At 40.3% G+C, this 22,828-nt stretch carries 24 protein-coding genes and 1 other RNA gene; 20 read left to right on the top strand and 5 right to left on the bottom strand.

All coding sequences use genetic code 11. The features are described from left to right. Nucleotides 1-41 precede the first annotated feature (41 nt). The 6 genes from glgC to J0L60_01895 all read left to right on the top strand — a co-directional run bounded on the left by glgC (nt 42) and on the right by J0L60_01895 (nt 7,194). Nucleotides 42-1,280 (top strand): glucose-1-phosphate adenylyltransferase, encoded by a 1,239-nt coding sequence (glgC, locus tag J0L60_01920; GenBank protein ID MBN8544863.1) that lies wholly within the window; start codon nt 42-44, stop codon nt 1,278-1,280. A 156-nt stretch (nt 1,281-1,436) separates the two neighbouring features. Beyond that, nucleotides 1,437-2,681 (top strand): hypothetical protein, encoded by a 1,245-nt coding sequence (locus J0L60_01915; GenBank protein MBN8544862.1) that lies wholly within the window; start codon nt 1,437-1,439, stop codon nt 2,679-2,681. 143 nt (nt 2,682-2,824) lie between these two features. Continuing rightward, nucleotides 2,825-4,645: an excinuclease ABC subunit C gene (locus tag J0L60_01910; GenBank protein ID MBN8544861.1), complete on the top strand. Its 1,821-nt coding sequence runs from the start codon at nt 2,825-2,827 to the stop codon at nt 4,643-4,645. Then, nucleotides 4,642-5,571 carry a L,D-transpeptidase gene (locus J0L60_01905; protein MBN8544860.1) on the top strand — a complete coding sequence of 310 codons (930 nt, stop codon included), beginning with the start codon at nt 4,642-4,644 and terminating at the stop codon, nt 5,569-5,571. The genes J0L60_01910 and J0L60_01905 overlap by 4 nt, the downstream gene beginning before the upstream one ends. Continuing rightward, on the top strand, nt 5,546-6,703 hold the full coding sequence (locus J0L60_01900) for a hypothetical protein (protein MBN8544859.1): 1,158 nt from the start codon (nt 5,546-5,548) through the stop codon (nt 6,701-6,703). The genes J0L60_01905 and J0L60_01900 overlap by 26 nt, the downstream gene beginning before the upstream one ends. Before the next feature lie 11 nt (nt 6,704-6,714). Further along, complete coding sequence (locus tag J0L60_01895) at nt 6,715-7,194, top strand: histidine phosphatase family protein (protein MBN8544858.1); 480 nt, start codon at nt 6,715-6,717, stop codon at nt 7,192-7,194. Here J0L60_01895 and ffs read toward each other — a convergent pair. Next, an RNA gene (gene ffs / locus J0L60_01890) (signal recognition particle sRNA small type) lies at nt 7,193-7,283 on the bottom strand. The genes J0L60_01895 and ffs overlap by 2 nt on opposite strands. Before the next feature lie 208 nt (nt 7,284-7,491). Between ffs and pruA the strand changes: the two genes are divergently transcribed. Genes pruA through aroE form a run of 4 tightly spaced genes read left to right on the top strand, consistent with a single transcriptional unit; the run spans nt 7,492 to nt 12,613 of the window. Then, nucleotides 7,492-9,042 carry an L-glutamate gamma-semialdehyde dehydrogenase gene (pruA, locus tag J0L60_01885; GenBank protein MBN8544857.1) on the top strand — a complete coding sequence of 517 codons (1,551 nt, stop codon included), beginning with the start codon at nt 7,492-7,494 and terminating at the stop codon, nt 9,040-9,042. 52 nt (nt 9,043-9,094) lie between these two features. Next, entirely contained in the window at nt 9,095-10,267 is a 1,173-nt protein-coding gene (gene sucC / locus J0L60_01880) for an ADP-forming succinate--CoA ligase subunit beta (GenBank protein MBN8544856.1), read from the top strand. A gap of 46 nt (nt 10,268-10,313) precedes the next feature. After that, entirely contained in the window at nt 10,314-11,747 is a 1,434-nt protein-coding gene (locus J0L60_01875) for a tetratricopeptide repeat protein (protein MBN8544855.1), read from the top strand. Further along, the gene (aroE, locus tag J0L60_01870) at nt 11,747-12,613 is read left to right on the top strand and encodes a shikimate dehydrogenase (GenBank protein MBN8544854.1); all 867 of its coding nucleotides are present in this window, start codon (nt 11,747-11,749) and stop codon (nt 12,611-12,613) included. The genes J0L60_01875 and aroE overlap by 1 nt, the downstream gene beginning before the upstream one ends. Nucleotides 12,614-12,618: 5 nt before the next feature. Here the strand turns inward: aroE and J0L60_01865 are convergent, their stop codons facing one another. The 3 genes from J0L60_01865 to J0L60_01855 form a co-directional block, all read right to left on the bottom strand. Then, on the bottom strand, nt 12,619-13,857 hold the full coding sequence (locus tag J0L60_01865; GenBank protein MBN8544853.1) for a pyridoxal phosphate-dependent aminotransferase: 1,239 nt from the start codon (nt 13,855-13,857) through the stop codon (nt 12,619-12,621). After that, the gene (gene coaD / locus J0L60_01860) at nt 13,829-14,323 is read right to left on the bottom strand and encodes a pantetheine-phosphate adenylyltransferase (protein MBN8544852.1); all 495 of its coding nucleotides are present in this window, start codon (nt 14,321-14,323) and stop codon (nt 13,829-13,831) included. Before coaD ends, J0L60_01865 begins: the two co-directional genes overlap by 29 nt. 221 nt (nt 14,324-14,544) lie before the next feature. After that, on the bottom strand, nt 14,545-15,114 hold the full coding sequence (locus J0L60_01855; GenBank protein ID MBN8544851.1) for a hypothetical protein: 570 nt from the start codon (nt 15,112-15,114) through the stop codon (nt 14,545-14,547). Nucleotides 15,115-15,458: 344 nt separating this feature from the next. Here J0L60_01855 and J0L60_01850 point away from each other — a divergent pair, with 344 nt between their 5' ends. The 8 genes from J0L60_01850 to J0L60_01815 all read left to right on the top strand — a co-directional run bounded on the left by J0L60_01850 (nt 15,459) and on the right by J0L60_01815 (nt 19,909). Then, nucleotides 15,459-16,106, top strand: coding sequence for a hypothetical protein (locus J0L60_01850; protein ID MBN8544850.1), 648 nt, complete (start codon nt 15,459-15,461; stop codon nt 16,104-16,106). 26 nt (nt 16,107-16,132) lie between these two features. Further along, on the top strand, nt 16,133-16,822 hold the full coding sequence (locus J0L60_01845) for a hypothetical protein (protein MBN8544849.1): 690 nt from the start codon (nt 16,133-16,135) through the stop codon (nt 16,820-16,822). 127 nt (nt 16,823-16,949) lie between these two features. Further along, nucleotides 16,950-17,123, top strand: coding sequence for a hypothetical protein (locus J0L60_01840; protein MBN8544848.1), 174 nt, complete (start codon nt 16,950-16,952; stop codon nt 17,121-17,123). Continuing rightward, a complete protein-coding gene (locus tag J0L60_01835) occupies nt 17,065-17,853 on the top strand; it encodes a hypothetical protein (GenBank protein MBN8544847.1) in 789 nt (262 codons plus the stop codon). Before J0L60_01840 ends, J0L60_01835 begins: the two co-directional genes overlap by 59 nt. 151 nt (nt 17,854-18,004) lie before the next feature. Next, nucleotides 18,005-18,697, top strand: a complete 693-nt coding sequence (locus J0L60_01830) for a hypothetical protein (protein MBN8544846.1) — start codon at nt 18,005-18,007, stop codon at nt 18,695-18,697. Further along, a complete protein-coding gene (locus J0L60_01825) occupies nt 18,694-19,263 on the top strand; it encodes a hypothetical protein (protein ID MBN8544845.1) in 570 nt (189 codons plus the stop codon). The genes J0L60_01830 and J0L60_01825 overlap by 4 nt, the downstream gene beginning before the upstream one ends. Then, nucleotides 19,250-19,642 carry a hypothetical protein gene (locus J0L60_01820; protein MBN8544844.1) on the top strand — a complete coding sequence of 131 codons (393 nt, stop codon included), beginning with the start codon at nt 19,250-19,252 and terminating at the stop codon, nt 19,640-19,642. Before J0L60_01825 ends, J0L60_01820 begins: the two co-directional genes overlap by 14 nt. 54 nt (nt 19,643-19,696) lie before the next feature. Further along, complete coding sequence (locus J0L60_01815; protein ID MBN8544843.1) at nt 19,697-19,909, top strand: hypothetical protein; 213 nt, start codon at nt 19,697-19,699, stop codon at nt 19,907-19,909. Nucleotides 19,910-19,911: 2 nt separating this feature from the next. Here the strand turns inward: J0L60_01815 and J0L60_01810 are convergent, their stop codons facing one another. Further along, the gene (locus J0L60_01810; protein MBN8544842.1) at nt 19,912-20,928 is read right to left on the bottom strand and encodes a site-specific integrase; all 1,017 of its coding nucleotides are present in this window, start codon (nt 20,926-20,928) and stop codon (nt 19,912-19,914) included. Nucleotides 20,929-21,218: 290 nt separating this feature from the next. On the opposite strand from J0L60_01810, the gene J0L60_01805 reads away from it, so the two are divergent. Both J0L60_01805 and J0L60_01800 read left to right on the top strand, forming a co-directional pair. Next, nucleotides 21,219-21,551 (top strand): DUF4286 family protein, encoded by a 333-nt coding sequence (locus tag J0L60_01805; protein ID MBN8544841.1) that lies wholly within the window; start codon nt 21,219-21,221, stop codon nt 21,549-21,551. Between the two features lie 122 nt (nt 21,552-21,673). Further along, a complete protein-coding gene (locus J0L60_01800; protein ID MBN8544840.1) occupies nt 21,674-22,762 on the top strand; it encodes a T9SS type A sorting domain-containing protein in 1,089 nt (362 codons plus the stop codon). Nucleotides 22,763-22,828: the final 66 nt, after the last annotated feature.

Below are 22,828 nucleotides of genomic sequence, written 5' to 3'. Positions count from 1 at the left end.
ATATTTCAAACATACATATGACAAAAAAAGAAGAGTAGCTTATGATTCCGGGAGCGTCAATTTTAAGAGACACCATCACCATGATTCTTGCTGGTGGTGTCGGGCAACGGTTGTTTCCACTTACAGCCTATAGAAGTAAACCTGCAGTCCCCTTCGGAGGGAAATACAGAATTATAGATTTTGCACTTTCAAACTGCCTCAACTCCGGTTTGAGAAAAATCTACATCCTCGTTCAATACAAGTCTGATTCGTTGAATCAGCACATCTATGAGGCATGGAGTATTTTTAATCCGGAGCTCGGGGAGTTCATTTATTCAGTTCCACCTCAGAAGAAGATGAGCAGTGACTGGTATCTCGGCACCGCAAACGCCATCTACCAGAATATGAATCTCTTCCAGGGAGACAAAAGAGGAAAATGGGTTTTGATCCTTAGCGGTGACCATATCTACAAGATGGATTATTTGAAACAACTGATCTATCACAATGATGTGAAAGCCGACCTTTCCCTCTCCTGCATGCCTGTCCCCACAGAAGAAGCAGACAGATTTGGAATAGTGGAAACCGATGAAAATTCCAAGGTAATGAATTTTATCGAAAAACCCGATAATCCACCTGAAATACCCGGAAATCCAGGTTATTCCTATGTGAACATGGGAATCTATGTATTCAATGCCAAACTCTTGAGAGAAGTCCTCATCGAAATGGAATCAAAAAATATTCCTAACAACGATTTTGGGCAGGATGTAATTCCTTACATGATAAAACAGGGTTTGAATGTTGTTGCTTATCCTTTCGTGGATGAGAACAAGAAAAATAAACCTTACTGGAAAGACATCGGAACCATCGAGAGCTACTACGAAGCCAGCATGGATCTTATAAATGTAGTACCTGAGTTCAACCTCTACGATATGGAGTGGCCTCTTCGTACATATCAGTATCAGTTTCCTCCTGCGAAAACAGTTTCTCACTGGGGCGAAAGAATCGGGCGTACCCTCAACTCTTTGATTTGTGATGGCACTATCGTTTCCGGAGGTCTTATCGAGAGATCAATCATCGGTGCTAATGTGCGCGTCAATTCGTACTCATATGTGACAGATTCAATGATTATGAATAATTGTAACATCGGACGAAATGTGAAAATCAGAAGAGCCATAATTGACAAGAATGTCCATATCCCTCCGGGAACTGAAATCGGTTTTGATCTTGAAAAAGATAAACAACGGTTTACAGTAACCGAAACGGGAATCGTCGTAATTCCAAAAAATTATGTTTTTGCTTAATTTTTGTGTTTTTGAAAAGGCTGCTCTAAAAAAGCAGCCTTTTTTGCTTTAAATTGTTTCGCCGTCCTGACGGCTTTATTCTCCGGACAGATTAATTAACTAAATAAACACTCTGCCCGATAAAACAACTACACACACTCTACAGGAGATGATCTAATGAAACATACAGTATCATTGGTTGTTTTAATCGCAATGTTTGCCGGTGTATTGAATGCACAATCCGGCATAGTACCCGCTGAAAGAAGTGGCGGTTTTGCCCGTGTCTTTTCGATGGGCGGTGAAGGTGGCTTGAATTATTTCATGGTCGATCCAATCAACATGAGATACAACCCTGCATTCGCTAAATATTACTCAAATTTTCTTTGGGGCAGTTTTGGCTACTCCAATGCATCCGTAAACGATGGAGACGGCCAGTTTGGAGGATTTAACTATTCACTCACCAATAAACTGACGGTCGGTGCAATCCTTGCCAGAAACGATCACAAAGGTTTTGGCATTTCTGATGTATCGTTTGCGAACAGAATTGTAACCACTCTCAACGGCATTGGCTCCACCTCCCGTTCTGCTGTAAAACTTGACAACAACATGGAAATTCTCGGTGCATATTCACTTTCGGATGCAACAATTCTCGGATTCGGTGTCGCCTACTCTTCTACACAGAATGATTTTACACCTGCGTCCGGTACCGCTCAGAAAGCAAGTGCTTCGCATATTGGATTTGGAGTCGGCATTATTCAACATTTTTCAAAGGATAACGCCATTGAAGGAAGCGTTGATATGATTTTCGCAAGCGCCAAATACGAGGGTGCAGTCGTGAACAAAGTTTCAGGCACGACTATTGGGATGAGTGCCAGATATTTTCATAATATCGGCAAGGGATTCTCTTTTGTCCCTCATGCCTCCTATTATATGGAATCAGGAACCGTGGATGCAGGTGGAACTTCGACCGATCTTACTCCTTATTCCCTCTTGACAGCCGGACTCGGAATCAATTATCGCTCGGGCAGTCTCCTTCTCGCCGGTGGTGTTTCGATGATGTATCAGTCGATGACAGAAAAGGCAACTTCAACAGCCCCTGAACTCGCAAACACTGATTTCCTCTTCCCTGTCTGGAATCTTGGTGGCGAATTCAACCTTACGGAATGGATGAAAGCCAGAATCGGTTACCAGGTTTCGACTACTAAAGTAAAACGGGAAGTTGCTGTTACATCAACTACCAAAAATGAAATTGTGCAAACAGGATTCGACAGAACAGGTCTGACTCTCGGCTTGGGATTCAAGCTCGGAAATTTCAATCTTGATGCGACCGTCAATGATGAGATGCTTCGGCAGGGTTTGAAGAATCTTTCAACGGGAACCGTCAATTCATTCGGTTACATTTCCGCCAGTTACGCTTTCTAAATTTTTGACAAATCTTTAAATGGCTGCTGCTTTTTGTAAAAGTGGCAGCTATTCCCTTTTTCCTTCATTATTTAGCCCTTTATCATTTTTAATCATACTACAATTTTATTATATTTGCTTTCTTCTAATAATTATCCTTAAGAATGAAAGAAGCTCTGGAAACAGCACTGCAAAATCTTCCTGACAACCCTGGAGTGTATCAGTTTAAAGATGACACCGGGAAGGTGCTGTATGTCGGAAAGGCAAAAAATCTTAAGAACAGAGTCAGATCCTACTTCTCAGGAAAGAATCCCAGCTACAGAATCGAGTTGATGGTCTCAAAGGCCGCTGATATTGAATTCATCGTCACAACAAGTGAAATAGAGGCGCTCGTACTCGAAAATAATCTGATCAAGAAACTAAAACCGCGTTACAATATCAACCTGAAGGATGATAAAACTTATCCGTTTATAAAAGTGACAGCGGAACAGTTTCCCAGAATTTATCCTACCAGGAAAGTTTACAAGGATGGCTCACAATATTTTGGACCGTATACGGATGTAAAAAGTATGCGTGCAGCACTAAGGATGATTACTCAGATTTTTAAGATTCGAAGCTGCAAACTGCCATTGACAACCGAATCGATCCAAAACTCAAAATACAAGGTTTGCCTCGACTATCACATCAAAAAATGCGATGGACCATGTGTCGGGTATCAATCGCTCGCAGAGTACAATCTTATGGTAAATCAGGTCACTAAACTTCTTAAGGGAAGAATAGATGATTTAATCAAGGATTTTAAGTCGTCAATGAACGATGCTGCAACAAATCTTGAGTTTGAAAAAGCCGCTGACTACAGAGACCGACTCGAAAAAATTCAGGCATTTTCCGAAAAACAGAAGATTGTCAGTGAAGATGAAGTTGACAGGGATATAATAGCAATCGCAAATGAAGCGAGGGACGCTGCTTGTTCTGTTCTTAATATCAGGGCTGGAAAACTGATCGGCAAAAAGGAATTTCACCTCCAAAACGCATCGGAAGGTGATCTTACGGAGATATATGCTGCTTTCATTAAACAGTTTTACAACGATTTCATTGATATACCATCTGAACTGATTACTGGTGTTGAACCGGCTGAACTGGAAGAAATAACTTCCCTTCTCCAGTACCGCTCAGGGAAAAAAATAAGAATTTTTACTCCAAAAAGAGGCGATTTGAAATCCCTTGTTGAAATGAGCAGAGAAAATGCAGCACTTCAGCTAAAAGAAATTCAGCTTCAAAAAGTTAAAAAAGAAGGCAATATCCCGTTCACTCTCGCTGCACTTCAAAGAGATTTGTATCTTAAAAAGATACCGAGACATATCGAATGCTTCGATATATCCAACCTTCAGGGAACCGATACAGTCGCAAGTATGGTAGTATTTGTTGACGGAAAACCAAAAAAATCACTCTACAGAAAGTTTACAATTAAAACCGTAAGCGGGCCAGACGATTTTGCCAGCATGGAAGAAGTGATTACCCGCAGATACTCAAGATTGCTAAAGGAAAAGGAACAATTCCCTGATCTTATTATGGTGGATGGTGGCAAAGGTCAACTCTCGACCGCTGTTTATGCTCTCAGATTACTTGGGCTAAAGAATTTTGAAATTATCGGGCTGGCAAAAAGACTTGAAGAGGTCTTCCTTCCCAAAGACCCTGAACCGGTGATTATACCCAAAACTTCTTCCGCTCTTAAACTGTTGCAACAGGTGAGAGATGAAGCACATCGTTTTGCCATAACTTTTCATAGATTGAAGAGGAGTAAAAGAACTTTTACTACTCAATTGCTCGAAATCGACGGAATAGGTGAAAAACTTGCTACAAGACTCTTATCGGAGCTTGGCAGTGTTAAAGAAATTGAAAAAGCCAGCCTTGACTCACTCGCCAGAGTTGTCGGCGACAAGAAGGCCGGACTGGTCTACAACTATTTTCGGGAAACAAAATGACGACTCTAACTAAATTACTCGTTTTTCTCTCTTTCTTCTCAATCTTGATCGCACTCTCGATGGCAGAGATACCAAAGCCCGTATACCAAAAACCTCTTCACAGAAAGGTGGACATAAGTTATCTCAGGTATCTCGATAAGAAAATCAAGGATACACTATATACCACAAGAAAGTCATACATAGAGATTGACCTGAAAACTCAGCAGGCGGCTGTGATAATGAAAACAGGTGAAAGATTCAATTTTCCCGTATCCACCGGCACCAACACCATCTCACAGGGCGTTCTGACAAATGAGGGCGTATTTGCCATTTTCTCTAAACAGGATGTGGCAGTTTCAAAAGACTTTAATTGCAACCTCTATTACTGGATGCAATTCAATTATGGAATAGGATTGCATGGTCTTGATGGAAATGGATACTATATTTTTCTCGGAAAGCAGCCAAGTTCACATGGATGTGTAAGAACTTCGAATGAAGATATTAAGATCGCATATTCTTTGGTTGAGTTCGGTTCACCTGTGCTTGTTAAAACAGGAGACAACAATGCGATAACTGTTTCATTTGTGGAACCGAATGACCCTTATATCTATACTCCTTCTGCAAAAGAGATATCGACACTCGTTCAAAACAGACTGAGTGACCTCTATAGCGGTAATTTTGACAGATTGTTCTCACGAAAAATTGTAATCGACAATTTGAACCTCGGAATGGCGGGAGTTACTATTGGTGACATCTCAAGAATTCCCGATTCAAAGTTATTACTCTATAAAACCACTTTTGAAGACAACACACTGACAAAAGATTTTATGCCTAAATCCCCTGTCTTTGAACCGGCAGAAGACCGGCCAATAAAAGATACGGCTAAATCCGGTTCAGCAGATACACTAAAACCAAAACCTGATGAAAAAATCCAACTTAAGCCTTAGTTTATTAAGTCTTTTCTTCGTAACTGCATTGTTATTCTCGGGGTGTGGCAAACCGGCGCCCAAATATGAAGTAAAAAGAGTTTCCGGAAAAGAGATTATAGCTCTAATTGACAGTTACATAAATGGTGATGAGAGAGCTGAAGCTAGATTAAGAGACCCGTTCGAGTTTAACATTCTCGATGCCAAATATTATCGGAAGACGGAAATTGACAGTATGGTTCTGGATGGTAAAACATATTTTGCTGTCACGCTCCAACATAAAAATGCAGACCACAATAAGTTTCTGATTTACAACGATACTCTTGGGCTTCTGTTGCACGATAAAAATGTACCCGGGTCGCTCAACTACAAAAAACTCTTCGTAAATGAGAAGGAGTTTTTTGCTATACTTCTGAAGTACTCGGTCAAAAGTATCGTAAATGTGGAATACTTAAAAATTTATGACATTAAAGAAGGGAAAGCTTCCCTCGCTTTCGAAAATTATCTCGAAGTTTCATCTCCTTCCCTGCTGGCAAAAATGTCCTTCAACACCGTAAAAGGACAGCCGGCCTCGCTTGCATTTAAGCTTTACGGTAATAAGTCCGATTTCAAACCTGTGAAAATCAATTACACTGATCAGGGAGAATTTTCCTCAAAGGCAACCAAGTGGCAGGAGTTTTTATCGGGTTACCTTGATGGTTTTCAGACAAAAGAAAAAATTACAGAAATCAGTGAGGAACTGCCTAAATATTATAATACAAGATTTGATTTGATGCGCATGTACCTGCCGGAAAAATGGGAGATAAAGAACGGTATCGAAATCAAGTCACTCTTTGATGGAAAAGTCACAGGGACAGTGGCAACACGAGAGAAAAAAGATATTCAAGTATTCATTTTCGATCTCGAGAAAAACAGTCCTGTAAGAGTTTTCATCAAGGATATCAACTTTTCACTGTTAAGCAATGAATTCAATTATTCACTCTACAACTCCAAACTGATTAAACAGGAAGATCAGGTAATCCAACATTTACTGGTGAAGTGTGAAAATGAGGAATTTCTTGTTACGATAAAGTGCAATGAGTCATTCTACAACAACAACTATCCTCTCATCTACTATATGATTAACTCTGTTAATCTTAATTGTTTCCAGTAAACAGGAATTTCATGAACCTTTACATAATCAGACACACAGAAGCAGAATATTTAGGGACCGGTCCGGGAGGTGAGCGACAGATCACTCCGGAAGGAAAGGCTCAATTCACTTCAGCCGTGGAAGGATTGTCAAATTCAATTCCGGAACTTGACCTGATCATATCATCCCCGGCATTAAGAACGAAACAGACAATGGATATTTTGGCAGAACTTTCGGGGAACGGAGTAAAAAAAGAAGTGGCAACGGAATTGCGAAGTGGTGCGCCAATAGCAGATATTTATGCGATGGTAAACTCATTCAAAGAAGAAAATGTGGCAATAATAATGCATGAACCGGAAACTTCTCTTCTGGTTATGAACGCCACCGGATCAGGATCGATGGATATCTACTTTAAACCGGGCACAATCGCCAAAGTTGTATTCCCTGGCAAGATGAAACCCCACGCAGGCAGGCTTCATTTTATCGTTCCACCTGACATCTTCGAAAAATAAAAAAGGCTCTGGCTACACAAGATACATGCTTACCGCTGCTTCCTTCCGGACCTGACGGGGTTGGGCACTCACCTGTTAGCAGAGCCAAAATCAATAAAAATCGGACCCCAATATAACCATTATTTCCCATTCTGTCAAAACTGGCATAACCGGAACACACTCTCTTCATTTTATCACATAAATCATATTTCAAAACTCCTGATTAATAACTCCCCAAAGGGAACTGTTTTTCTTTGGCACTTACACTTTTAAAGGTTAATTTTAAAAATGGAAAAATATTTTTTCACAGGAGATCAAATGAATATTCCCCCCTTTAAAAATGAATCTTATATAGACTTCACAAAAAAAGAAAACTTCGACTTGCAGAAGAATGCAATTAATGAAGTGAAGAAACAGCTCGGCAAATCATATCCGTTGATTATTGGCGGAAAAGAAGTGGTTACTGAGAGAACTTTTAACTCATACAGTCCATCAAACACAGATGAACTTATCGCGACCTTTAGCAAAGGTGATGTGGATTTGGCGAACCAGGCAGTGGATGAAGCTCTTAAGGCTTTCGAAACCTGGAAATATGTGGAACCTGCTGAAAGAGCAGCACTTCTGTTTAGAGCTGCTGAAATAACACGCAGAAGGAAACTTGAAATCAACGCCTGGATGGTACTCGAAGCCGGAAAAAACTACGGCGAAGCTGATGCTGATACCGCTGAAGCAATTGACTTCATGGAATTCTACGGTCGTGAAATGCTCAGATATGCTGAAAAACAACCTATTACCCCAATGCCCGGTGAAGCAAATGAACTTGTATATATTCCTCTTGGTGTTGGTGTCATCATTCCACCATGGAATTTCCCGTTTGCTATTCTTGCAGGTATGTCGTCTGCAGCAATTGTTTCGGGTAATACCATAGTACTGAAGCCTTCTTCCGATACCCCGATGATGGGACGGCTTTATTATGAAATTATGAAAGAAGCGGGTGTCCCTGATGGCGTTCTCAACTTCCTCCCCGGTTCAGGTGGCGAAGTTGGCGATACTCTTGTTGCACATCCTAAAGTAAGATTTATCTCATTTACCGGTTCGATGGAAGTCGGTATTCACATTTATGAGCTGGCAGCAAAAGTTCAACCGGGACAAATCTGGCTGAAAAGAGTTGTAGCTGAAATGGGTGGAAAAGACAGTATCGTTGTTGACGCAGACTGTAATCTTGATGACGCTGCTGACGGTATCGTGGCCGCAGCCTTCGGATATCAGGGTCAGAAGTGCAGCGCCTGCTCAAGAGCCATTATTGACGAAAAAGTTTATGATGTCATGGTTCAAAAGATCAAAGAACGCGTAGATACCATTAAAATTGGTCCTGCTGAAGACAACTTCAGAATGGGTCCTGTAGCCAGCGCTTCGGCTGAAAGAGGTATACTTAAGTATATCGAAATCGGTAAAACTGAAGGCAGACTTATTGCCGGTGGTGAGAAAGCTGAAGGCAACGGTTATTACATAAAACCAACTGTTTTTGCTGATATCGATCCGATGGCGCGTATATCGCAGGAAGAAATCTTCGGACCTGTTCTTGCAATAATTAAATCACCGAATTTCGATGAATCACTTAAGATTTGCAATAATACCATTTACGGTCTCACAGGCGCGGTCTATTCAAACGATCGTGAAAAACTGAATCGTGCCAAGAAGGAACTCCTGATCGGAAACCTCTACCTGAACAGAAAATGTACCGGTGCCATGGTCGGCGGACATCCTTTTGGTGGATTTAACATGTCGGGAACCGACTCGAAAGCCGGCGGCAGAGATTACCTGCTCCTCTTCCTCCAGGCTAAAACAATGAGTGAAAAAATTGGATAATTGGCGGGGAGTGACTCACTCCCCTTTTGTTAAATTAATCACAGGTTTATAGATGAAAATTCATGAATATCAGGCAAAAGAAATCCTGAGAAAATTTAATGTTGCGGTTCCTAAAGGTTTCCCTGTCTTCACTCCTGAAGAAGCCGTCAAAGTTGCCAAAGAAGAACTTGGTGGAAGTGTGTGGGTTGTGAAAGCACAGATTCACGCCGGTGGAAGAGGAAAAGGCGGTGGAGTAAAGGTTGCAAAATCACTACATGAGGTTTATGAATATTCAAAAGCCATGCTTGGAATGAACCTGGTTACTCATCAGACCGGTCCCGAAGGCAGAATCGTTAAAAGACTGCTTGTCGAGCAAGGGATAAACATTGAAAAAGAACTCTATATCGGAATCACTCTCGACCGCGCCATCTCAAAGAATGTTCTTATGGCATCAACCGAAGGCGGAATGGAGATTGAGAAGGTAGCCGAAGAATCTCCCGAAAAAATTATTAAGGAGACTATCGAACCCTCCATCGGACTTCGCCCGTATCAGGCAAGAAAGATTGCATTTGCTCTCGGATTAAGCGGTGTTCAACACAAAAATGCGGTCAATTTCCTTCTTGCTCTCTACAAGGCTTACGATTCAACTGATGCTTCGCTTGCTGAGATTAACCCGCTGGTTGTCACCAAAGAAGGTGATGTAATGGCACTCGACGCAAAAATGAACTTTGATGACAATGCCCTTTTCCGTCATCGCGACATAATGGAATATCGCGATATCGACGAAGAGGATCCGCTCGAAGTTGAAGCATCAAGATACAACCTGAACTACATCAAACTTGATGGAAATGTCGGTTGTATGGTCAATGGTGCCGGGCTGGCAATGGGTACGATGGATATCATAAAACTTGCCGGTGGCGAACCTGCCAACTTCCTCGATGTGGGTGGCGGTGCCAACAAAGAAACTGTTTCCAACGGGTTTAAGATTATCCTTTCAGACCCGAATGTGAAGGCAATTCTTATCAATATCTTTGGTGGTATCGTAAGATGCGACCGTGTTGCCGAGGGTGTTATCAACGCAGCAAAGGAAATTGAGGTATCTCTCCCTATCGTTGTTCGCCTCGAGGGAACCAATGCCAAGGAAGCCAGAGAAATGCTCGCCAAATCGGGACTTAGCCTGATCCCTGCTTCTACTCTCGCTGATGCGGCAGAGAAAATCACCCGTGTTTTGGCAATGAATAATTAATATTTATTGCGTATTTTTTTGTATCGTTATTTTGAAAAGGATTTGAATGTCAGATTTTGAGAGAAACAGTTATGATTTTGAACGGGACGATTTCAGCGAGAATTTCCTGAAAGAGATCATTGAAAAATGCAAACTCATGCTCTCAGGCGACCTCAAGGAAGAAGCTATTGAATATATAGACAATTCAATCGAAATTCTTCTTGATAATTACCGCTACGAGGAAGTTCTCGAACTTGTGAAAGATCTGATTGCTGCAAATCCTTTCAACTATGAAAACTATTACAGAGCGGGTTTTTGTCTCTTCAGGATGAACGAACCCGCTTTGGCTTATCGCAGTTTGAGCAAAGCACTCTCCCTTAACCCGAACAACACTTCCATCCTGATCGAAAAAGCGATGGTCTGTATCCATCTTAACCGATTAAAGGAAGCCTCCGGCTACCTCAAAACTGCATATGAAGTCGATAAAAACGACTCCAGAACATTTTTCTCATACGGCATCATTTACAAGCGAATCGGGAAATACCATAAAGCGATTAAATTCCTGAAAAAAGCCGCATCGATTGACCCTGAAGATTCAGAAATCCTTTTTCTTCTTGCACACTGCTATCGTGATATCAACAATCAGGCTTTTGCGATGGATACCATCGAAAGATATCTCGAACTGGAACCCAAATGTTCCGATGGCTGGATGTTTAAAGGACAGATTCTGGAAAGACTTAACCGGGTTGAAAGAGCACTGAATGCATTCAGCACTTCAATGGCTCTCGATCCCCTAAACCTCTCTTCCCTCTTTTCGTTCGTCGAATTGAATATCGGTTTGCGTAAATATAAAATTGCACTTGAGTCGTTGAATACAGCCCTTCTCTTTCACCCGGAGAATTTCGCAATTCTATTTAAACTGGGAGAAATCTCAATCCTGAAACAGGACTTTTTCGCAGCCGCAGAATTTTTTACCAAGGCAATTGAAGCCGACAGAAAGTTTTCTGCTGCTTATATCGAAAGGGCTTACTGCTATCTGAAAACCGGTGACTACCAGGATTCTCTCAGAGACTTTAGAGATGCTCTCTTTTATTCCACCAAGGATGGAAAAGGACTGTGGGGCAGTTTCGGCAAATGGGGATTCAGACTCGGCGATGATGACAAAGAGTACATCTCACACTTTGAGGATATTCTCTCGATCGATTCAGAAAACGCTCTGACATGGCACCAGCTCGCTGAAATTAAGCTTGACTATAAGAATCCACACCATGCTTTTCTTTGTGCCGTAAAATCGCTCTCACACAAACCGCTGAATGGAAAGGCATTCTTCCTCTTATCACGACTCGCCTATAAACTTGGCAACAATAAACAGGGTCTCGCCTACCTTCGGACTGCATTTAAGTTCGACAGGTCGTTGCTGGCTGATTTTAAGAAAAAGAATCCCCTGGTGTATTATTCGAGGGTATTCCAAAGCCTGTTTGGCGATTTGATCGAGAAATAGTGGGAAATTCTTCATTCACCCCGGATACTATTCTGACCGGTTTGCTTTCGCATCCTTCGAAGCACTCTTTTTCTCCTTCAATCCATAATACTGCTGCGAAAATTTTAGGGCTCGACTTTGCATATCATGCTTTCGATGTACTGCCCGAAAACCTTGAAGCTGCACTGTCCGGGATGAGGGCGTTGAATATTAGAGGTTTTAACCTTTCATTGCCTCATAAAAGAAGGGTTCTGCCATTCCTCGATGAACTCAGTCTCGAAGTAAAGTATACCGGAGCTGCAAATACAATAGTAAACAGAAACGGTTTGTTAAAAGGATTCAACACCGATATTACAGGCTTTTCAAAGGCATTGGAGCTCTATTCAGACCTCTTTACTGGACAACCGGCTCTGGTTCTGGGTGCAGGGGGATCAGCATCGGCTGTCATCTATTCTCTGATTGTGGATTTCAAAATCAAAGATATTTATATAACAAACCGTACTCTTCAAAACGCCTCACAACTCGTTTTAAATTACTTGAGTCTGTTCAAGGATGTGAAGTTTCGAGTAATTCCCTTCGATGATAAACATATGAAGGGAGCGATAAATAATTCGGGAATTATAATTAATACCACTTCCATAGGTATGCATCCTGATGTGAACGAGATAGTGGATATCCCTCTTGAGGTGCTCAACCGGGAGACTGTGGTTTTTGATTTGATTTATAACCCGGCGAAAACAAAATTTCTTGAAGTGGCTGAAAAGGCAGGCTGTCTTACACTTAACGGGTTGTACATGCTGTTATTCCAGGCGGCAGAATCATTCAAAATCTGGACAGGCAAGGATATGCCTGTGGAAGAAGTAAAGAAACTCCTTCCACAGTTTTAATATTGTTATTTCAGATTTGCGAGCCCTGTACTCAACCGTCTAATTCCCTCCAGAATATTTGCATCAGAACAGGCAAAAGACATTCTGACACAGTCATCATTCCCGAAGGCATCCCCCGGTACAAGCCCGATATTCACTTCAGCAAGAAGATAAGTGCACATTTCTGACGATGACTTTATTACGGTGCCATTATACTGTTTGCCGTAATACTCTGAGACATCGAAGAAAACATAGAACGCCCCTCCGGGTCTAGGACATTTAACCCCCGGAATTTTAACCATCTCACTCATTATGAGATTTCTTCTCTCCTCAAATTTTTTAGCCATCATTTCGAGATCGTCAGTTGGTCCGTTCAAGGCAGCGGTAGCGGCTTTCTGCGAAACAGAGCAGGCATTGGATGTACTGTGACTCTGTATTTTTGCGGACTCGTCAATAATATACTTCGGTCCCGCAGCATATCCTATTCTCCATCCTGTCATCGAGTAGGCTTTTGACAGTCCGTTGACCACAACAGTTTTGTCTTTCAATCCGGGATATTGTGCAATGGAATAGTGCTTTACCCCATCGAAAATGATCTTTTCATAGATTTCATCCGACAGAATTAAAATATTTTTGTCGGCCAGCACTGCACCCAAAGCCATAATTTCTTCCGGGGTGTAAGTTGCTCCGGTTGGATTGGAAGGAGAATTGAAAATAAACACTTTGGTTTTTGGTGTAATGGCTGCTCTTAATTGATCGGGAGTGATTTTGTACCCACTGTCGGTTCCCGCGTGGATCACAACGGAGACTCCCTGTACAAGTTTGACCATCTCCGGATAACTCACCCAGTATGGCGACTGGTAAATGACCTCATCACCCGGATTACATACCGCCATCAGGACATTATAAAGTGAGTGTTTTGCTCCGTTGGATACCAGTACCTCCTGAGGTGTGTAATCAAGTTCATTGTCTTTCTTGAACTTTGAAACAATCGCGGCAAGCAGATCAGGTGTGCCAACATTTGGTGTGTAATATGTAAAATTTTTGTTTATTGCATCTATTGCAGCTTCTTTAATAAATGATGGAGTCGGAAAATCAGGTTCACCGGCACTAAAGCTTAGAACATCCTTTCCTTCCGCTTTCAATTTCTTAACCAATGCTGTAATGGCGAGTGTTGCACTGCCTTCAACGGTCGAAATTAATTTAGACAATTCAAACACAATAAGCTCCCGTGGTTTATTTGGAAAATTTCTGCCGAAGTGCATCCTGCACCGGAGAAGGAACAAAATCCGAAACATCCTGCCCCAACATGGCAAGGTTTCTAATCAGCGAAGAGTTCACATAAGTATATTTCTCATGAGGCATCAAAAAAACTGTGCTGATATCTTCTGCAAGCTTTCTGTTCATGAGTGCGAGTTGAAACTCGTATTCAAAATCCGACAGCGCCCTTAGCCCTCTTATGACAGCCACGGCCCCTTTTTCAAGAGCGTGTGCCACCAGTAATCCGGAATAAGTGCTCGTCTCAACACGATCCACACCTTGCAGACTCCGGTTTAAGAGCTCCAGCCTTTCATCTACTGTGAAAAGAGGTGTCTTTGCCGGATTAATTCCGATGCTCACATACACTTTGTCAAATATCTCAATTGCACGCAGCACGATGTCGAGATGACCGTTTGTTACCGGGTCAAAAGTGCCCGGGTATATCGCTATTTTACTCTTTTTTGAAGACATTGTGATCTTTTTTTCTAAACTTTTTGTTGATCTCAAATATAGTAGTTTGACTCTTCGAAAACCATTACATCTAAACAGGTTAGGTATGTTGGTACTCAAAAAGTTCAACTTATGCTCATTTTATCCATTTCTTAGGCAAGAAAAGTGTCATTAATTGGTGTGAAATATACGAAATATGAACGAAATCAGGTCTAAACTTAAGTAATTTATACGCAGGTTCCTCAACATTCCAAGAGCTCGAGCTCGGTCGTATTCTCGAAAAAATCTTCTTTGCTGTTCAATATTCTGTATGTCCTTGAAGTGTCGTGCTCAAGCCGGTAATATTTGTATGGAGGGTAATCGAGCCCGGATACTGTCAGCTTTACTGTCCGTTTATTTTGTGAGAGCAGATTATAGAGAATTGTTTTGCTGTTATTTCTAAAGTTGTTTGCTCCCGTATATGCCCCATTAACATAAAACTTTATTGAATCGGTTCTCACCCGTCTCACCAGATCATTGGCATCCCCGGAATACCAGGCAGCAAGATTTCTACTTAAGCTAACACCAAAGTAACTTATCATATCAGATGGACTGCATGGTGTTGCAATATAAAAATCTCTTCTATCATTACTGTCAGAGGTATTCCAGGTCTGTTCATCGGGATAAAAATCGTAACCATCAAATATAGTAACACCGGTGCCGCCCATCTCATGAATTTTGATTGCCTTTATCGGTTTCTTAAATTTGGTCTCAGTGTGTGAAAGATAGTTGTTTTTGTAGATTATTGTAACGATTTCAACAAAAATGCTCATAATCACCCCAATTCATTATGTTCAGTTTTTGGTTTTAGCTAACTAACACCAATAAATGTTGGTCTAAACAATTTTTTATGATCTGAGCGAATAGATATTTCATTTTCAGTATTGGATTCTTTTTAAAAATGAATCCATATAATGAGGCTCACCATAATTTTCCACCTCGATAAGTGTATCCTTCATCAGAAAGGAGGATTTTGTTATTTCTGTAAGCGTAATTATATTTCTGCTTCGTTTATAAAAATGTATTAGACGGACAAACTTAATCATCAAGTGTAAACACAACACTCTTTTGATTATAGACCTGTTCTGGTTTATTATTAAACCAATGGACAGAGGCAATGAATATTGGTAAAACAAAAACTATTTGGAATATTATGAATCAGAATACTACCAATAGAATATTTGATGTTTTGAATGTATACAGGAACAGAAGGACTTCAAAACTCGCTATTGAATTCGATGAATTGGGCAACTCTATTAACACGAATTATGTAATAATCCCTGCGTTGAGAATTCCTCTAGACATTCGTAAGACAGTTAGAATATTGAAATTGAAAAAAACTCTTGAACTGACCCAGGGAAGGAACTTTCAATTTTCTGAGGGTATGGTTCTGTATGATGACATAGCTGCATATACTAAACCGTGGGGTGAAGCATTAAATGTGATTAATCAATCAATCCAAATAAAAGCAGCCTCTAATGCATTTTATATTTCGAAACTAAAATATAACATGATGTTAACAGGGAATGAGGATGAGGACGACCAACTTGCCCCTACTTTGGATCTGCGGGCTCTAAATCTGGTTGATACAGGCAGATATTTTTACAATCCGGGATATGTGAAATTTACACTTTTCAAAACAGACATCTTCGCTAAAAAATTAATTCCTAATTCGACATATGAATGTACCCAATGGGATTTTGTGATTTATATATTAACAGGATATCTTACAACTTTAGAAGCGAGAAAAACAAAAGTTTGGTAACTTAACAACTAGAATGGGAGCAGATCATGAAAATATCAAAAATCCTTCTGAATCAGAATGAATCTTTCTCCGAGTTTTTATCTGATCCGAAAATACAAAAATCCTTCTCTTCGAAAGGTCCACGATCCCAGTGGGCTAGTCATGTCACCATTGCGAAAATACAATCAGAGTTTACAGGACTCTCAACCGCTGTAACAGATGATGGAGTAATAACAAATGAGGAAATTGATCTTCTTTATAAATGGATGGACTATCGGAGACAATATCTTGTTACTCCAGACTTGTTACAATTTAAGAATATCTTAATGAGGGAGTCTGCCAATAAATATACAGATACCTTCAGATCCAATCTTCTAAAACATCTCCTGAAATCTGCGATCGGTTTTGGCCCCAAGGTTATTCAGGGTATTTACGACGAACCTGAATCTATAATTTTTGAGAACATGGAGTTCGTCTTAACGGGTGGGTTTTGTCATGGTTCCAAGACGGAGATAGCTGAAATGATTTCTAATCGCCATGGCATAGTGAGCTCAAGAACCCGAAAATCAACAGATTATTTAATTGTGGGAGGCGAAGGCAGCATTGAATATAGTCATGGTGCTTATGGTAACAAAATTGCATTTGCCCTAGATTCAAAGAAAACTTATAAACCGATCCTAATTCTGGAAGAAGGCTTTTTGATGAATTTTATTTTGGATGAAGATTCAGAAAAATAATTTTTTGAAAATATCGACATCTTTAAAAGCAAACTTTTCTTCCCATTCCTTTGTCTATTTGACTGACAGGATATCATAAATGAAAAATGTTTTTGACAATAATTAACTAAATCCATATATTTGTGCCATGAGAAAAACAAGATTAACACTTCGACAGTTGGCCCGTAAGGTTTTGCTTCGTGGCATAAAAAAATACTTCCGGGAAGAGCGTGATGCTCAGACCTATGAGGAGAAAGTAAAAAATGCCATCGAAAAAGGACCATACAAATACGCAAACCCCGCTGATAAACTTCCTTTATAGGAACTCAGCGCTACTCGATTCCGTATTCGCACAATCCAATCAAGGACTTGTGGTCAACCATAAAAAGGTTGACACCTACGAACAGACCAGGAAACACGAAACAAACGCTTCAATAAAGCTGCTTTCCTATTTGGGCGGACTGCACAAAAAAACTGCCCAACTCTCCGAATTAACCTATTCACCACACGATTATAAAAACCTTCAGGTACTTGCTCATTTGGCAGACGCCGGATTTATCAAGTCGCATCCCGATGAATGTGCCGAAAATGACATCATTCTCGTTAAAGGTAATGTGACTTTTTATGGTAGTGGCTTACTAAAAGTATTTTTAACAGAGACGATAAAAATGCTCGCTGATCAAATGCCCACAAAAACAAAAGAAGACAGATATCAAAAGACATTAATATCAAAGTCTATTACAATGTTTAATGAGTTTAAATTCAACTCAATATATGTAATGCAGAATGATCAAGGATATTTTATGGGTGCTGTTAAGGACTCCGAAATGGCAGAGGAGATCAATACCTACACTTTTATGTTGGGTCCTTCCACACTTCAAGACACAACACTTCTCGGAATTGTATCTAAAGCAGGAGAGAGTTTAAGTCTCCCGGTAGAACATGTACTTGGGATCTACCAAGGTGTATTGAATTCATTTATGATGATGCTTGCTCTACCGGAGGCGCACTTCGTAACACCCATCGCCATATATCAAGAACTGAATGCGTGAAGCACTGTGTCACCAGACCTTTGATAATCATGGTGACGAAGACGAGGAGAAGAAACAGTAAAACTCAAAGAACACCTAAAAGAAACACCGGAAAGATATTATCGTGAAAGAAATACAGATCAGCACATTATACCATTTTATGAGATTTCAATTGTTTATCGAAAAGCAGACGAATCTCTCATCCTACTTCAAGGATTTTGATGCAATCCTAAAGGAATATCATCCTGACAGCAATATGATCCTCTGGAGGTATAAGGAACATGTACCTGATGATAGCCCTGTAATGAGTGCTGATTTTATGGAGTCAGATTCCTCAGCTCAGGTTCGTTTGAACATCAGCAGCGTTAATATTGGGGTGGGGATTGCTTTTTATAATCATGTCTCGCTTGAAGATGCGAAATCCCGTTTAAGGAGTTTCGCTAATATCATACTTAAGTTTGGTGAGAAGGTACAGAAAATATCTTACATGAAGATCGACACTAACATCGAATACACTTTTAATGATTCCAGTCTGATTAACCAATACTTGCGAGAGAATGGTCTCGATTACTTTGTGGATGACAGATTCAAAGCATTTTCTTTTAACTACTTAAGATCCTTTAAAGACGATTATTTGCTCCGTGTGAACAATTCGATGGATGAAAGGTCTAATATTGGTACCGAGGATAAACTTACTATGGAAAGATATCGACTTTTTGTTATCAATGTCATTCAGGACACGATACCTTTACTTGAAAAAAGAGTAAAAATGAATGATTATGTTTTTCAACTCCTTTGGGATTCGTACTTTAGTATATTAGAAAATAACAATTTAATAAACTTTTTGTCGAACAAACTAAAATGAGTGCAATTAAACCACAAACCGCCCATAATTCGGTCGTCTATCGGTCTGTGAGACTGGATCCTAAAATTGATCGACCGGACACAGGTGATAACTATTATATAAACACCCGTCTCCGTGATCAGTTTGCTTCAGATGCAGATTCCGTTAAACGATTCCGGTACATTGCGATCTTCGGTGACTATCTCAGGCAGATTATTAACGATGATAATCTTGAGCAAAGAAAACTCTCCAAGAATATTCAAAAATTAGTGGAATTTCAAAATCTCAAAGAAGATTGGGACGATGATGGTGCTCTTCCCATCCCGCAGCAATTGATTTTTGAAGTTTTCGACATTCTTAAGGATGCTAAACTACTGAAGCAACCTTTCCTGTCGCCGTTGGCAACAGGTGGTATTTTACTCTCTTTCACCAGTTGGAAGAATAACACCATGGATGTCTTTATCACATTGGAACGGTACATTGCAATTATTACTTCCACAAAAAAAGGGAAGAAGAACTTCAAAGAGATAGAATCAGACAGATCAAAAATTTTCGAAACAATTAATTTTTTCTATGCTAATTACTGATCCTTCAGAACATGTTTATAGGGCAAAAATCAATTTGGATGATAATGACAGAATACTCCCTACCTCATTTACAGTGCAAGGAAAAGGAATAAGCGTGCATCTCGGGATGAACAGGGATACCCCAACCATCTGTGAACATCTCTTTAATAATGTTGGCAATTCAAGAGGAAAGCCGGTCGGCATAGTCAGCGTCCCTGATGTCCTTTTAGTTCCACTTGAGATTCATAAGACGAATGCCGCCTCAAATCCCCATGTAGAAATTACAAATATTGGCGGCAGTAAACATATTGAATATCTAAAATCAGTAAGACTTGCAAGTTTTTGTTCACTCGTTGATTGTGCATGCGGAGATAACACAACCTTTGACAATGAAAATTAAAGACGAATAGTAAGATTACTAATATTTTTAATAAACACAATTCTGAGATTAAAAATGAACTACTCAGAAATAGCAGCAATGCTCGCATTTTTATTTACCGGGATTTTCTGGTTGGGTGCTATCTTTCTGAAGTATCGTCTAAAGGAGAGTGACCCGCCGGTAATTGTTCCGAAGTTCAGAACTGAATCGAAGGCAGCTCTCACCATTATCTCCTGGATAACAACATTCATTCTGTTTAACCTGTTCTTCGACTGGATCCGTTCCTGATCTCACTCGAAACTCGGGAACTTCTTCATGTCTTCTATCTTTGCTTCATCCAACAGGCGTGCATATATCTTTGTTGTCTTCAGATCACTGTGCCCCAGTACCGAGCTGACAACCTCAAGACGCATATTGGCATTTAGTGCCAGGGTTGCAAATGTATGCCTTGCACAATGAAATGTGACATCCTCAATCCCCGCACTACGGGTCCAGTACCTCACAATTTTTGACATCACCGTTCTGTTCGGCAGATTAAACAACCTGCCTGTTTCGGGTCTCCCCTCCAGCAGATTCAGAGCATCGGGACCCAAAGGAATTGTAACAAGGTTCTTCGTCTTCTTCTGGATGATTCTGATACTCCCTTCCCTGATATCACTTCTTGTAAGTCGCTCGATGTCTGAAAGTCTGAGACCGGTATAGCAGCTAAAGAGGAATGCATCTTTTATTTCAGGGTTTTCAAAGTAGTCGGTTGCACGGAGTTTCGCCTCTTCCTTGAATGTGAGGAACCGTCTGTCGCTCTGGTAAACTTTCCCCTTCACACCCTTAAGCGGCTTCGAGGGAATATACTTGTTCTTCACTGCCTGATTAAGAACGAACTTCAGGATGTAGAGCGTGTGAGTGATCGTATTCGGTTTCAACTCTTTCATCTCCATGAATCTTTTGAATCGCTTCCAGAATTCTTTATCGATCTCATGGAAAAGCAACTTTCCGTAAGTAAATTTTTGTAAATTTAGAAGTGCATATTTTTTGAATTTGTGTTCCGGGTGATCGGCGATCAACTTCGAAAAGAAATCAATAAAATTCTGTCCGTTCTTTTTGATACTGTTAAGATTAAAATCGTTCTCCGACAATTTTAAGGTCATCATCGCCGCAGTCTTTTCCGCCTGCTGCATGATTTTTTTGTCGATAGAACTGTTTCCGGTCAGCTTGAAACCGGTTGCTTTGTTGGTTCTTTGCCTTTTATAATCGATATCGAGGTAGAGATATACACCATTTTTCCGTTTTCGTTGGATTACCTTTATCATACAACGCACCTGTATTTTGGGTTGAAAAATCCGGTACTCAATGTACCTGTTTGAAAATGTCCGGTGCTCAACTATTGTGCTCAATGCCGGTACTCTTAAATACGAAAAAGACGGGAAATAATGGTAATAATGACGATGTTTAAAATGTTGCACTATCATTGTAACTATCAACAAAAACAACAATATAGAGGATTTGAGGCGGATTTACACAGTTTAAGTTAGCTTCAGATATAATAAATATTTATGTAATACACTTTCTTTTAATTTCGGAACAACACGGGAGATCCCAAATGATTTATTATTATGTTCAAATTTCCGTAAATACTTCAGTTCAGACCGACTGGATTCAATGGATGATGGAAACCCATATTCCTGATGTGGTTAAAACAGGTCACTTTAAAAATTGTTATTTTCAGCAGATCATCGATCCGATGCCGACAAATGAAAAAGTTGAATTTCTCGTTGTTTACGAATGTGAATCTGTGGAAATACTGAGAAAATACCGTGAAAACGATGCACCCGGTTTAATGGCTGAGCATGAAAAAAAATTCGGCGGTTCGTTTGAGGCTAAAAGATTCGTCGGAGCCCCCCTTAGAATACCTGAAGGCAAAGTAAAATTCTAAATTTCAACGGGGAGTGATGTAAAACACCACTCCCCTTTTTTCTGCTGTTTTCATCGATTTATTCGCTATTTTGCGGATTAATACTTTAATATTTCCGATGCTTTTACAAATTCCGGACTCTCATGCGATACTTTAAAATATTTCTGTTTTTATGTCTTCCTCTGTTGGCATTTGCTCAACAGGCTACAGATTACTTTCCTGCAACCAGTGGATTCAAATGGTACACCAAAACCGCAATCCTCGACTCACTGAACAGGGAAATAGATTCTCTTACAACTTTTTCGATCGATTCACTCGCCGGTGAAACCACTTACAAAGGTTTTCAATCAAAATATATTCTCGGCAAGACTGGATTATACCTTACTGTCCCGTTCCAACCATATATCGATACTTCTTATGTTTCGCTGCAAGGTAGTGAAGGTAAAACTTATTTTGGTATAGGTAACCTGAGCAGTCTTTTGGGTTTGGCTGATACAACCCTTTTGGACAGTAATCTTGCAGGTTTCCTTGGACTGCTTTCATCTCTCGAAGGCTGGTATTCCACGTATAAATTTGCAAGTTCGCTTGGAGATAATTATGAACTTTTCAAAAAAGATACAAATATCACCATCGATTCCATTTCTGTGCCGCTCAGATTTCAGGTTAGAGCAAAACGGGTGGCAGATGGTCTGGTGTCTACCGAAATCGGTGACTTCAATTGTAAAAAATTCGTACTTTCTTATTCGGTTAGTTATATCCTTATCCCGATATTTCCCATAACCCTGATATCAATCCCTGATACACACTATGTAGCACCCGGAAATTGGGTAGTCAAAACTTTTGCACCATCCTCAAGACTGGATCTGTCTGTAATCGGTCAAGGATCATTCACTTTCCCGGGACGATTTGAGGTGGTGATACCACCAATTTATCCGGTTTCTGTTGAAGACGAGAATTCAGGAGAAATTCGTGGTTTTGAACTGCTTCAAAATTTCCCCAACCCGTTCAACCCGGTGACAACCATTAAATTCAGCATTCCAAAAGATGCCCCTGTATCTCTAAAAGTGTATGATAATCTAGGCAATGAGGTTTCTGTTTTGCTTAATGAGTTCAGACATGCAGGTCAGCACAGGATCAGTTTTGACGGTACGAATTTCTCGAGCGGTGTATATTTTTACAGGCTTGAAGCAGCTGGTACCTCAAAAACGGGACGAATGATTCTTTTGAAATAGTGTTATGAGAAGTTTTTTGTACGGGAAGGGAAAAAGCAAATTAGACTGTAGCAGTTGTTTATTTTC

This window comes from Ignavibacteria bacterium (genome assembly GCA_017302895.1).
Classification (GTDB): domain Bacteria; phylum Bacteroidota; class Ignavibacteria; order Ignavibacteriales; family Ignavibacteriaceae; genus UTCHB3.
The sequence above is the reverse complement of the archived record's forward strand: the minus strand, read 5'-3'. Positions and strand labels throughout refer to the sequence as shown.